The organism is Paraburkholderia lebeckiae (assembly GCF_014201005.1).
In the GTDB taxonomy this organism is placed as follows: domain Bacteria; phylum Pseudomonadota; class Gammaproteobacteria; order Burkholderiales; family Burkholderiaceae; genus Paraburkholderia; species Paraburkholderia tuberum.
On the sequence record NZ_JACHDK010000004.1, the window covers coordinates 435,433 to 448,166 of the forward strand.

General features: G+C 60.6%; 12 protein-coding genes. 5 read left to right on the top strand and 7 right to left on the bottom strand.

Annotated elements, in window-relative coordinates; all coding sequences use genetic code 11:
- Positions 1-63: 63 nt before the first annotated feature.
- Complete coding sequence (locus HDG39_RS11155) at positions 64-1,422, bottom strand: 2-hydroxycarboxylate transporter family protein (RefSeq protein WP_409259220.1); 1,359 nt, start codon at positions 1,420-1,422, stop codon at positions 64-66.
- Between the two features lie 451 nt (positions 1,423-1,873).
- Positions 1,874-2,290 carry a DUF3579 domain-containing protein gene (locus HDG39_RS11160; protein WP_184005845.1) on the bottom strand — a complete coding sequence of 139 codons (417 nt, stop codon included), beginning with the start codon at positions 2,288-2,290 and terminating at the stop codon, positions 1,874-1,876.
- Between the two features lie 450 nt (positions 2,291-2,740).
- Between HDG39_RS11160 and HDG39_RS11165 the strand changes: the two genes are divergently transcribed.
- From HDG39_RS11165 to HDG39_RS11175, 3 genes are all read left to right on the top strand, one after another.
- A complete protein-coding gene (locus HDG39_RS11165; protein WP_184005847.1) occupies positions 2,741-3,754 on the top strand; it encodes an ABC transporter substrate-binding protein in 1,014 nt (337 codons plus the stop codon).
- 227 nt (positions 3,755-3,981) lie between these two features.
- Positions 3,982-5,109, top strand: a complete 1,128-nt coding sequence (locus HDG39_RS11170; RefSeq protein WP_184005849.1) for a porin — start codon at positions 3,982-3,984, stop codon at positions 5,107-5,109.
- Positions 5,110-5,214: 105 nt separating this feature from the next.
- Positions 5,215-6,840 (top strand): methyl-accepting chemotaxis protein, encoded by a 1,626-nt coding sequence (locus HDG39_RS11175; RefSeq protein WP_184005852.1) that lies wholly within the window; start codon positions 5,215-5,217, stop codon positions 6,838-6,840.
- Positions 6,841-7,459: 619 nt separating this feature from the next.
- Here HDG39_RS11175 and HDG39_RS11180 read toward each other — a convergent pair.
- The 3 genes from HDG39_RS11180 to HDG39_RS11190 form a co-directional block, all read right to left on the bottom strand.
- Entirely contained in the window at positions 7,460-8,227 is a 768-nt protein-coding gene (locus HDG39_RS11180; protein ID WP_184005854.1) for an SDR family oxidoreductase, read from the bottom strand.
- 380 nt (positions 8,228-8,607) lie between these two features.
- The gene (locus HDG39_RS11185) at positions 8,608-9,465 is read right to left on the bottom strand and encodes an MBL fold metallo-hydrolase (protein ID WP_184005933.1); all 858 of its coding nucleotides are present in this window, start codon (positions 9,463-9,465) and stop codon (positions 8,608-8,610) included.
- 200 nt (positions 9,466-9,665) lie between these two features.
- Positions 9,666-10,640 (bottom strand): LysR family transcriptional regulator, encoded by a 975-nt coding sequence (locus HDG39_RS11190; protein ID WP_184005856.1) that lies wholly within the window; start codon positions 10,638-10,640, stop codon positions 9,666-9,668.
- A gap of 115 nt (positions 10,641-10,755) precedes the next feature.
- Here HDG39_RS11190 and HDG39_RS11195 point away from each other — a divergent pair, with 115 nt between their 5' ends.
- Both HDG39_RS11195 and HDG39_RS11200 read left to right on the top strand, forming a co-directional pair.
- Positions 10,756-11,613 (top strand): oxidoreductase, encoded by an 858-nt coding sequence (locus HDG39_RS11195; protein WP_184005858.1) that lies wholly within the window; start codon positions 10,756-10,758, stop codon positions 11,611-11,613.
- 50 nt (positions 11,614-11,663) lie between these two features.
- Positions 11,664-11,927, top strand: coding sequence for a DUF1348 family protein (locus HDG39_RS11200; protein ID WP_035471251.1), 264 nt, complete (start codon positions 11,664-11,666; stop codon positions 11,925-11,927).
- Positions 11,928-12,195: 268 nt separating this feature from the next.
- On the opposite strand, the gene HDG39_RS11205 is transcribed toward HDG39_RS11200, so the two are convergent.
- Positions 12,196-12,459 (bottom strand): hypothetical protein, encoded by a 264-nt coding sequence (locus HDG39_RS11205; RefSeq protein ID WP_184005860.1) that lies wholly within the window; start codon positions 12,457-12,459, stop codon positions 12,196-12,198.
- 10 nt (positions 12,460-12,469) lie between these two features.
- Positions 12,470-12,724: a hypothetical protein gene (locus tag HDG39_RS34615; RefSeq protein ID WP_311667726.1), complete on the bottom strand. Its 255-nt coding sequence runs from the start codon at positions 12,722-12,724 to the stop codon at positions 12,470-12,472.
- Positions 12,725-12,734 lie beyond the last annotated feature (10 nt).

The window sequence follows — 12,734 nt, forward strand, 5'->3', positions numbered from 1 at the left end:
CTCGTTGGGCGAGCCGCGCGATGCGCGTTGCGCGACCATCGCGGGCCCATGGCCAGTAACGCATCAACCGATATGCGCGAGCACGATCAACGTCAGCGTGACGACGATAGCACCGCCGATGCGCGTGGCGATCTGCGCGAAGGGCATCAGTTGCATCCGGTTCGCCGCGGTCAGGATCGCGACGTCGCCTGTGCCGCCCTGGCCGCTATGGCATGCATTAACGATCGCCGTGTCGATCGGGTAGAGCTTGAGCCGGCGCGCAACCAGAAAGCCGGTGCCTATTAGCGTCGCCACGGTCGCGACGATCGTCACGATATTGGCCAACGTGAACGCCGCGATCAACTTGTCCCATGGCGTCATGGCGACGCCGATCGCGAACAGCAGCGGATACGTCACCGCGGTCGAAAAGAACTTGTAGACGACGAATGCGCCCTCCTGCAACGGCGGCGAGACTGCGCGCGCCAGCTTGACCAACACCGCGAGGAACAGCATGGCAACCGGCGCGGGCAGACCGAACAGGTTGCGGCACATCAAGCCGAGCAGGTACAGCGTGATCGCCGTGATGCCGGCCGCCGCGATATGCGTCACGTCGATATGACCGCGAATCTCCTGCTGGACAGGATCCATTTCGTCTGTCTCGCCAGGTTGCAGGCGCCCCTCGCCGGTGAGATGGGGAAAGCGCTTGCCGAGCATGTCTAGCGCGCCGGAGAGCACGATGGCAGTGAGGCTGCCGAGCATCACCGGCGGCAAGACTTGCGCAAACAGCTCGCCCTGCGGCAGATGCATGATTTCGGAATAGCCCACCGACAGCGGAATGGCGCCTTCACCAACACCCCCCGCCATGATCGGCACGACGATATACAGCAGCGTATGACGCACGCCGAGTCCGAATGCCGAGCCGACCGCGATTCCGACGATGCATGCGGCCAGCGAACCCAGCGCGAGCGGCACGAAGATTTTGAGAAAGCCCTTGATCAGCACGCGCCGGTCCATGCTGAGAATGCTGCCGACGATGATCGACGCGATGAACAGATAGAGGAAATTGCTCTGCTTCGTGAACTCGGTCGTGAGGCCGAGAATTGGCTTGGGCAACAGGTGATAGTAAGTCAGTGCGGAAGGTACGAACGTCGCGCAGATCGCGGCCGCGCCGATATTGCGCAGAAGCGGCAGGCGCTTGCCTAGCTCCGCGCAGGTGAAGCCGAAGAACGCCAGCACGGCGATCGCCATCGAAATCTCGCCCGGAATCTTGCCCGTCACCGCGAACCCGGTGATTAGCGCGAGCAGAATGAAATAAACCGGCAGCGGGATGATGCCGATTCTGTATTCCATCAGCTTCCACCAGCCTTCCGGCCAGAATCGGGTGGCGTTGTCGGACCGCTGCGCGGGCGCCGCCGGTGAATGCTCCGGCGTAGGTGTGGTGATGGACACAGCGTGTCTCCTTGAGTTAGCGCGCCGGGAATGTTTTCCGGGCTCGCGTTTCGATACAGTTGAATTGATATCCGATCGATGAACGGCAGCGGGATGGCCCATTGCACGAGGCAAAAAGGCGCCCGCGAGTTCACCCAGGCACTACGCCGTGCCGGATCGAATCACGGATCAACCCGGAATGGTTGGCGATGCAGAACTTCTGCATCATCCGCGACTTGTGCGGGCTGATAGCCTTTGCGCTGAAAAGGCCGCCGAAGCTTCTCCGGGGGCGGTTGCGGCATCGACGCTGAGCCACACCTGTCCATCGCACCGCGCGCAAATGGCCAGCTTTCTCGCATGTGACGCGTCCGGACGAACTACGCGCCCGCGATATCCGCATGCTGCGCACGCGTAGGTGTAACGCACTTCAGTGAGTGTCTCCATCAGCCTTCTCCTGGCGGTCGCATCAGCCGCTCGACTCTGTAGCAACGGTAGCGGCAGTTGGAACCGGCGACACATTCATCCGGTCCTTTGCGTTGCTTCCGGATGTCTGCCGCTCAGGTTGCGGATCTCGTCCAGGGTTATCGTTCAGCGCGCGGCAGATATCGACCTTCAGGTCGTTGTCGCTGGCGAAGCGCATCACAAAATCAAATCCGTCCGGACAGATATGTCGCAATTCGTTCGAGATGCGTAGGCATTTGATGTCCTGCTCCACAACCGGCATCGCAAGCGGTGTGCTGGCTATCGGGTTGCCGGGGCAGCGTTCCCCGACGAACAGTGCAACAACTCCGGTCAGGCGCTCGGCCCAGTCGCCTGGCCGGAAGAGCTTGCACTGCGACGTCACGCCGCGGATCAGGTAGTGCTCAATGCCATCGTTAGTCATGTTGCGGCTATCGCGGCATGCGCGTCGTCAGGTAGCAGGTATACGCATTGTCATTGCGTCGGCTCGTCCAGCATCGCGTTCCATCCGAAAGACGTCGCCGTGCAAAGTCAAGCCGCGATTGCGCCGATGGTCGGCGTTGAAAGCACGATGGGATCACCGCAATCGATGATGCAATTCTAGGAGAGCCGAACCTTCTGAACGCTTTCAGCCACTGCACGTTCCGATGGGGGTTTTCCATGAGCAAAACCGGCGGCCGCCGAATTTGCTGCCTACACGGAGTCTTGCTGATTGCAACGCTGTCGTGCTTGCGCGGATAGTCAGGCCGTCTCATGGAAATCCCCTAAATGCAGGTCCTCGCCGTGAAAGCTGGGGGAAGGGTTCGCGCTTCGACAATCGCGCCATCGATGCAGAGAGGCGGCCTTTCGCCGCCGACAATAACGGAGACTATCGATGCAACCGAAGTTCAGTACGTTTCGTCATATTGCTGTTGCTTCCAGCCTGTTGTTCAGCCTTGCCTCGCAGCACGCGTCAGCCGCGGATAGCAGCAAGATCACGATCATGGTGGGCGGTATCACCAAACTGATCTACCTGCCGGCTCGCCTGACCGAACAGCTCGGGTACTTCAAGGACGAGGGGCTCGACGTTGAACTGCTGTCGCAGCCTGCGGGCGTCGATGCTGAAAATGAACTGCTAGCCGGTGCCGTTCAGGCTGTCGTCGGGTTCTACGACCATACGATCGATCTGCAAACCAAAGGCAAGGACGTCAAGGCAATCGTCGTGTTCGGGCAAGTGCCGGGCGAGGTCGAAATGGTCTCGACCAAAGCGGCTGAAACCGTCAAATCGATGGCGGACGTGAAGGGCAAGACGCTTGGTGTGACCGGTCTCGGTTCTTCGACAAGCTTCCTTACGCAATACCTTGCCGGACAGCACGGCATTCAGTCCACTGAATACACGATGCTGCCGGTGGGCGCTGACGCCAGCTTCATCGCGGCGATCAAACAAGGCCGCATCGACGCCGGCATGACGACTGAACCGACCGTCTCGGCCATACAGAAGTCCGGCGACGCTAAGGTGCTCGTCGACATGCGCTCGGTCGAAGGCACGAAGGCCGCGCTGGGGGGCACCTATCCGGCGTCGAGTCTCTACGTGCAAGCTGCATGGGCCGATTCGCACAAGGCCGAGGCAACGAAGCTCGCGCATGCATTCGTTCGCACGATGCAGTTCATCCACGCGCATAGCGCAGAAGAAATCGCTGCGAAGATGCCCGACGATTATCAGAAAGACAAGCCGCTCTACGTGAGCGCGCTGAAGGCGTCGCTGCCGATGTACACAGCGGACGGCAAGATGCCGGCCGACGGTCCGACCACGGTGCTAAAGGTGCTGTCGGCGTTCAATCCGTCGGTCAAGGGCAAGCACGTCGAGTTGGGCAAAACATATACGAACGAGTTTGTCAGCTCGAAATAGGTCGTTGAGGTTGCAGACAGAAGTATTCCGAATAATTGGTGCAAGCGTCATTGCGTATATCAGTAGAGTCACTGATTTGTATAAATAACACGGGAAAGGAGCGTGAAGGATTGGGGTGACTAGCATGACGAACATTCGCATACCGAACCGGTTGCCGGGACCTTGAAACGGACGCAACCGTGAGTACGGAAAACACGATTTCAACGCAGTAGTCTGAGGAGACGATCTTGAAGAAGAAGTATCTTTCGCTGGCTGTCGCGCTCAGCGCACTCGGGGCAGGCGGCGCACACGCGCAGTCGAGCGTTCAGCTTTACGGCCTGATGGACCTGAGCTTCCCGACTTATCGGACGCATGCTGATGCGAACGGCAATCATGTCATCGGCATGGGCAACGACGGCGAACCCTGGTTCAGCGGCAGCCGCTGGGGCATGCAGGGTGCAGAGGACATCGGCGGTGGTTCCAAGATCATCTTCCGGCTCGAGAGCGAATTCGTCGTGGCCAACGGCCAAATGGAAGATCCGGGTCAGATTTTCGACCGTGACGCATGGGTCGGTATTGAGAACGACACGTTCGGCAAGATTACGGCAGGCTTCCAGAACACCATCGCACGCGATGCAGCGGCGATTTATGGCGATCCGTATGGCAGCGCGAAGCTGAGGTACGAAGAAGGCGGCTGGACGAATTCGAACAACTTCAAGCAGATGATTTTCTACGCGGCCAGCGCGACCGGCACGCGTTATAACAACGGCGTCGCGTGGAAGAAGCTGTTCAGCAACGGCATCTTCGCGAGTGCGGGTTACGCGTTCGGCAACTCGACGAGTTTTGGCTCCAACGCCAACTATCAGGCTGCGCTGGGCTATAACGGCGGCCCGTTCAACGTGTCGGGCTTCTATAGCCACGTGAACCGCGAAGGCAACACGAACCAGTCGTTCTCGGTCGGCGGCAACTATACGTTCGGTATTCTGCGCGCCAATGCAGGGTACTTCCGCTACCTCGGCAATCAGGGCGCGCTGGGTCAGCGTCAGGATAACGCGTGGACCGTGTCGCTCAAGCTGTCGCCGAAGGGTCCGCTCGATTACCAGCTCGGCTATCAGCAGATGCGTGTGAAGAATGCCGCGTACAACACCGACGGCGATATTCCGAACGCGAACATCGGCGCCTTCGATCCGACCTCGGGCTTGCACAACGGTTACAAGGAAACGCTGTACTGGTCGGCGTTTTATCACCTGTCCAAGCGCACTGAAGTGTATCTGGCCGGCGACTATATGAGGCTGCATGGCGGCTATACGGTCGGCGGCACGTTCGGCGCGACCAACCAGCTCGAACTGACCACGGGTGTGCGTACCCGATTCTGATCGGGAACACAGCCTCGCAGCGCATCCGTTTCAACGATGTTCTCCAGCTTGCGGCTGCGGACTTTTCCGCGGCCGCTTTTTCATTTCAGCAGGCGAGGGAGAGGCATGTTCAGCAATACGACTATCAGAACCGCGCTCACCGTGACCATCGCGGGCTACACCGCCGCGTTGATGTTCGTGATCGCGATATCCGTCGCTGGTTTGAAGGCCACCAACGCGGCGCTCGAGAAGATGTATACCGAAGAGACCGTTGCGATGCGCCACATCGCCGCGAGCGGGGAGGCGCTGCTGAATGTGCGCGTCGATCTCGGCGCCTACGAAACGCTCGTGGCACAGGGAAAGCCCACCGATGCGGTGCTCGCTCGCGTCCACGCCGGGCTCGCGGACAGCGATCGCGAACTGGCGGCCTATCTCGCGCAACCTGCGTCGGACGACGACGAGAAGGCGCTGACCGACGCGCTGCGCGCAAAGCGCGAGCAGTTACTGAAACAGGTGCTTCTGCCCGAAGTCACGGCGCTCGATCAGAACGATTTCATCACGTTCCGGACCACGGAAAGGCAGACGCCCGATGCGGTGTTCAGCGACTATAAACATGCCGAATCTGCGCTCGGGAACTTCCAGATGCAGCACGAGGAAGCACGCTTTACCTCGGCGCAGCAGCACTTTCGTCTGCTGTGCTGGGTGTTCGCTGCAATCGGGCTGGTCGCGCTGGTGCTTGGCCTCTGCACGCGCTTCATGGTGAAAGCAGCGATTCTTCGACCGATCGACGCGGTCATCCAGCACTTCGAACGAATCGCGGCCGGCGACCTCACTGGGCAGATCGGCGGCGTGCGCGCCAACGAAATGGGTCGCCTGATGGGCGCGCTGGCCCGCATGCAGCAGAGTCTCGTTGGCGCGGTCAGTCAGGTTCGTTTCGGCACGGCGGCAATCGCACAGGGTGTGCGCGAGATCGCGAGCGGCAATGCCGATCTGTCGGTGCGCACCGAACAGCAGGCGGCGACGCTGGAGCAGACCGCCGCGAGTATGGAGGAATTGACGGCGACGGTCAGGCAGAACGCCGATAACGCGCGCGAGGCCAATACGCTCGCTGAAAACGCGTCGCAAACCGCGGCGCGTGGCGGCGAAGTGGTCGATCAGGTGATCGACCTGATCGCCGACATGTCGTCGGGCTCGAACAGGATCGTAGACATTATTGGTGCGATCGAAGGTATCGCTTTTCAGACCAACATACTTGCACTGAATGCCGCCGTGGAAGCCGCGCGAGCCGGCGACGAAGGGCGTGGCTTCGCCGTGGTGGCGGGTGAAGTGCGTGCTTTGGCGCAGCGCTCGGCGGCCGCGGCGAAAGAGATCAGGGAACTGATCGTCGGCTCGGTGGCGAAGGTCGAGAATGGATCCGAACTGGCGATTCGCGCCGGCGTGACCATGTCGGAGATCGTTGGCGCGGCGCGCAACGTGACCCGTATCGTGAGCGAAATCAGCGTGGCTTCGGAAGAACAGTCACGGGGCATCGAGCAGATCAGCCGCGCGGTCACGCACATGGACAAGGCGACCCAGCAGAATGCCGCGCTCGTCGAGCAGGCTGCGGCTGCCGCGGCGTCGCTGGAGGAGCAGGCGGGCGCGCTCGACGGCGCGGTCGCGGTGTTCCGGATGAGCGAGCCGCTCGCGTCTTCCAGCGAGCCAACCGGGAAGCGGCCTGAGCTGGTTGCCACACTTTCGGCCGCGTGCGCATGACGGTGCGCACGCCATCGCAGCGCAACCTGTAGGCAATTGCAGGTCCAACCGCAAAACAGTGATGTGCGTGGAGGTGCAACATGGACACAAGAGCGATGCTGCACCGCCTTGCGACCGGTTTGCTCGCCGGGATGGTTCTCTTTGGCTTAAGTGGTTGCGATGCGTTGAGCGGACCGCCCGCGCCAGAATGGCCGGGGCCTCACGCACCGTATCCCTTCCCTGACGATGTCCCGCATCGAACGCAGTGAATCGAACACGTGCAGGTCGCGCGGGCTTGCGGCGAAAGCGCGCTCTGACGACGTTACGGCATCTGCAACGTGCCGTCCTTCAGCCGCGTCTGCGTCCACGTCGTTACCCCGGTCTGTCGTTGGCGTACCCCTATCCGTTGCGGAATTCGGGCAGGCCGGGAAACACGTACCGCAATGCTGCTCCTGGCCCCTTGAGTTCCTGAATCACGAAGTTGGGCGGCTCGGTGCCGGACCATTCTCGACGGCAGCCACATGATGATTTGGGTCGCAATGGGTTTGACGCTTTCCATGATGTCTCCGGATAGGAAGGGCGTAAGGGTGTCTTGCCGGCGGCGGGCTGTTGTCGTGTTATCCACCGCGCGGTTCTGCATTCAAAGGACGGCCAGCCAGCCGCCGTCGACGTAGATGATCTGGCCGTTCACGTAGCTCGATGCCGCCGAAGCCAGATAGACCGCGGTGCCGACGAGCTCTTCAGGCTTGCCCCAGCGTTGAGCGGGATTGCTGCTCCTGACCCACGCATCGAACGTCGCGTTCTCGACGAGCGGCTGGTTCATGTCGGTCAGGATGTAACCGGGACCGATCGCGTTCGCCTGGATGTTCGACGCCGCCCATTCGGCACTCATCGCCCGGGTCAGCATCTTGATGCCGCCCTTGGCCGCCGTGTACGGGCCGACGGTTGCGCGTGCGGCCTCGCTCGTGAGCGAGCCGATGTTGATGATCTTGCCGCCCGTGCCGCGCGCGATCATGCGCCGCGCAGCCTCTTTCGCGACGATGAATGCGCTCGTCAGATTGGTGTCGATCACGCGCTGCCAGTCGCTCAGTTGTAGTTCGACGAGCGGCTTGCGAAACTGGATGCCGGCGTTGTTGATGACGATGTCGATCTGCACGCCGTCCTGATCCCATTGCGCGAAGGCGTCGGCGACGGCCCGTTCGTCAGTCACGTCGAACGCGCGGCCTCGTGCGTCGAGTCCCTGGTCGGCGAGCCGCTTTGCGGCGGCGGCAACCGTATCGGCCTGCGTGCCGTTCAGGATCACGCGCGCACCTGCCATCGCGAGGCCCTCGGCCAATGCAAAGCCGATGCCGCGTGCCGAGCCGGTGACGAGCGCCGTGCGCCCGCTCAGATCGAATAGTGAAGTCATTGCTTGTATCTCTCTCGATAGTAGGAAACGAGGCGCGAGTGCGCCGCTCGCGACCGGTTCCCCCGGTTGCGATGATGTCGATGTCGAATCCGCTGCTAACGCGTGAAATGCTCATCAAATGCGCGTCTTGCAGGCCTCAGACGGGCTTGCCGGTGTCCGCGCGATTCAATTCGGCGCGAGCTTCGAAGTCCTGTTCCGCGCGCTTGATGAGCGTGAGGGACGGACGTCATGCGGGGCGTCGCGACGGCGGAGCTTACTCGCCCGGTGTTGCAGCGTCCGTATGCTTTTGTTATCGGGGTGTCTTTCTGACGTTCGTGCGGTTCGAGTTCAAGCGTTTCCACAGGGGCAAGGACGACGCGTTTTAGCGAAAAACAGCGAATTCAGTCCTTTCGCATGCGTGCAACCAATGCGAGCAAGCGGGCATTCATTTCCTCAGCCTGCAAATGCGCGTGCCAACCGTGACCGGGAAGCAACCATTCGAAGCGATACGCGGCCAACTTGCTGAGCGATTCGGTGAGCGCTGTCCACGAGTACCAGCACGCGTCCCTGAACGCGACCAGGTCCTGCTGGCTTGGGCTCCAGGCAAGCGAATCACCCGAGAACAGCACGCGATCATCGAGCTGGTACACGACGCTACCTCGAGTGTGCCCGGGTACAGGGATCGCGCGCACGCCGGCCGCAATGTCCAGTGCTGAACCGTCATCGAGCAGATCCGTCGCATATGGGGCGGCCGACACGTCCTCGCGGTGAATCCAGACGCGCGCGCCGAATTGACGCGCGTATTTGTCCGCGTCTGCGACGTCGTCACGATGCGACAGCAGAATGTGCGCAATACCGCCAGCGCCGTCGAACCATTTCACGAGTTCCGCCGCATAGCGCGGGGAGTCGATGAGCAGATTGCCTTCCGGACGCGCGGCAAAATAAGAATGCGCGCCAAACGACGACCGTGCGTTGAATCCGCAGCGCCACACGCCCGATGTGATCTGCTGCGGAAAGATCTCTGCGTTCGGACGAGGCTGTTTCGTTTCGCTGCGTACCGACGCCGTAGGGCATACGAGCACCGCACGCCAGGCACCGAGCTGCTCTTCAGGTGTGGCCGGCTGCCGAACGAAGACGCTCTTGTCGTTGCGCTCGACAATCAGCCCAGGCGCGACGTGACGAGATGCACCGCAATTGATGCATGCAGTGTCGATGTACCACTCTCCTGAAACAGAGTCGGTATTACGTATGGGCTTCATCTGATGCTCCCGGGCTGACGTGCGCATCCCCCGGCTCGACGCTCGCTGGCGTCTCGCGGTCGTTGGAGGGATTGTTACACGATCATTGATGTACAGGGCGGAAACGGCTCGTTCGCTACGCCCTTGTCCCGCTACGAAGCCTTGCTTGCAGTTGGCGCCTGATTTACCACGGCTGGCTACGCTTGCCGCAACAGACACCCCTACGCGGCAGTTCGTCTGCTCCTGGCGCGGCTGCTTCTGCTCGTCGAAGTAACCAACTCCTCTGCTGTGAGGAAAAATTGACTGTTGTCCGCGAGGCGCGCAACGATGAAGTCGATGAAGGTTCTCACGCGCAGCGGTTGTTCCGTCCGGCGACGGTAGTAGACGTAAATCGACTCGCGCTGGGTCAAATGCTGAGTGAGCAAAGGCACGAGCCGTCCAGCCCGGATGTGTGAGACGGCCGAGAAGCTTCCAAGCTGCCCAATTGCCACGCCGGCCAGTACCGCTTCGGTTTCCGCGTCGATATCGTTCGAACAAACCGAAGCAGCCATCTCCCGATACACAATCTCCCCGCCCACCATAAATTCCCATGGCGCCTGCTTGCCGGTGTTCGCACGCCGGTATCCAGAACAACGATGCGCATCGAGCTCGTCCACGGTTTTCGGCGTGCCGTACCGTTCGAGATAGGTTGGCGACGCGCATACGATCAACTGAATCGGTAGCAGTCGCCTGGCAATCGCCCCCTCGGAAGGCGGGGACCCGCCGCGGAAGCCGACGTCGGCGCGATCGCTGACGAGGTCGGTGAAATGATCGTCGAAGCGAATATCGATCTGCACTTCAGGGTATAGCGCCGCAAACTCAAGGATCGATGGCCAGAGTGCCGTTCGCCCGAGTGCCGTCGGAGCGCTTATCCGTAGGGGCCCTGCAACTTCCTCTCCCGAACGGCGCGCATCGTCAATCGCGGACGACAACATAGCGAGCGCTGGCTCGACACCTTGCAATAGTTTTTGCCCCTCTTCGGTCAGACTCAACTTTCGCGTTGTCCGATGAAACAGCCGGACGCCAAGCGACTTTTCGAGCTGCATGACCGCGTGGCTCGCGGCCTGCGGCGAGATGCCCAGGTCCGCAGCTGCCCGACGGAAGCTGCCGAGCGTTGCTGCGCGGACGAACACCGAAATCGCCCGGACCTCATTCATGGCTGACTCCATTCGCAAATATTAGTTGATTATGAGTCTAGCATTCGACGCCTAGTAGCTGTTAATCGCGCGCCCTATGCTTCTCTTCACATTCACCACGAAACGGGAGCACATCATGAGTAACGCTACGAAGCACGAGTTCAAGCGCGTCTGGTTCGTTACGGGCGCCTCACGCGGGTTAGGCGCACTGATCGCACAAGCGGCCCTGGCGGACGGAAATGCAGTGGTTGCGGCGGGGCGCAACGTTCGGGCGATCATTGAGCGTCTTGGCGAATCATCTGCGCTGTTGCCGGTCGCGCTCGACGTAACTGACGAGGAGCAGGCCAAAAGAGCCGCGCAGGCAGCTTTGGCAAAGTTTGGCAGGATCGACGTGTTGGTCAACAACGCCGGCTTCGGACTGCTCGCAGCCGTAGAGGAATCGGCCGACGCAGACGTGCGTCGCATGTACGACACCAACGTTTTTGGACTGCTCAAGGTCACGCGTGCGGTGCTGCCAGTGATGCGGGGACAGCGCTCGGGCCATGTGATCAACGTGTCCTCGATCGGCGGCTATCGCTCGGCGGCGGGATTCGGGGTGTATTGCTCGACGAAATTCGCCGTCGAAGGCATTACGGAAGCGCTCCACGCGGAGTTGAAGCCACTCGGCATTCACGCGACCGTCGTTGAACCCGGCTATTTCCGTACCGATTTCCTCGATGCGTCGTCGCTCGTCGTCGGCAAGGAGGTCATCAACGACTACGACGAGACGTCGGGCAACGTGCGTCGATTCGCTGAAGGAATGAATCACAATCAGCCGGGCGACCCGCAGAAGCTTGCGAAGACCCTCGTCACGCTTGTCGATGTACCGAGACCGCCACTGCGTCTGCCGCTCGGAACCGACACGCTGAAGGCGATAGCTGAAAAGAACGCCTATGTGGCTACGGAAACTGAAACGTGGAAGGCACTGTCGGCGTCAACCGATTTCTCAGACTGAGTTCTTTCGAGATGACGAACGTGTAGCGCGGTTGCGCTGGTGAGTCTGTGATGTCCACAAACGCTGAAGTGCGCCCGCCCATCCCACCGTTCACCCTTGAATCCGCAATCGAGAAGGTTCGACTTGCGGAAGACGCTGGCAATTGGTTCCGCTCCTACGGAAACGAGGACTGGGAGTTTGGACCTGATGGTCCGATGCACCACCGGTATGCCTGTATCAACGACGTGCCGATCAAGGCAAGCGATCGCAAGTTCCATTCGCCGCTGGGTCGCCGCCCCGACGATCACCCAGGTCTGAGCGAGCTGGGCCTTTGAAAAATTGCGCTGAGCACCGCCGTTGGTCGATACGATGAGCAAGATCAGGACGAGTTCCACCAGAATCGCGGATATCACCGGGATCATCGAAGGGATCGCCTTCCAGACCAAAATTCGCGCGCGCCGCGCAAAGCCTTGTCCCGCCTGTCTCTGAGCAAACGCGCACTTTCTGACCCACCAGTTAACCCCCGCAACGCGATCATCACGCGCAGGACTGGACGGGACCGCGCAGGAATGAATTCGGCCTGATCGCTGCTCATCGACCCTGTTAGTTTTTGCGTTGATAGCGCCGCCATAGCCTCATGATCACCATATAGGCAAGCGTCGCCACAAGCAGATCAGCCAGCAGCATGACCGGGATGTATAAATCATCCGGGTCGCGAATGCCAAGCCGATTTGCAGCGCGTAACCACGCAAGCGCCTGCCTTTCCGGCATCGGTATAGGGTATGTGTGGACGTAGGGCACGGAAAGCCAGAACAGGCCGACAAATAGCGCCACCTTGAACAGCCTACGGACAAGTGCGGTCGTCACTCGCTATTTCTCAATGTGGCTCTTTGCCGCGATGGTGCCGCCATAGCTTCATGATCGCGATATAAGCCACTACAGCGACGATCAGCCAAGCGGTCAGCATCACCGGGATATAAACATCATCGGCTTCATGCAGGCCAAGGCCGTTGGCGATGCTCAACCATCTAAGCGCCTCACTCTCTGCCCCCCGCGTCACAATGGTTGTCGCCTGGATAAAATTGGAATCTGGGGGCGATAAAGAGAGAACAAGTTGGCGCGTTACGGAAATACATTCAAGG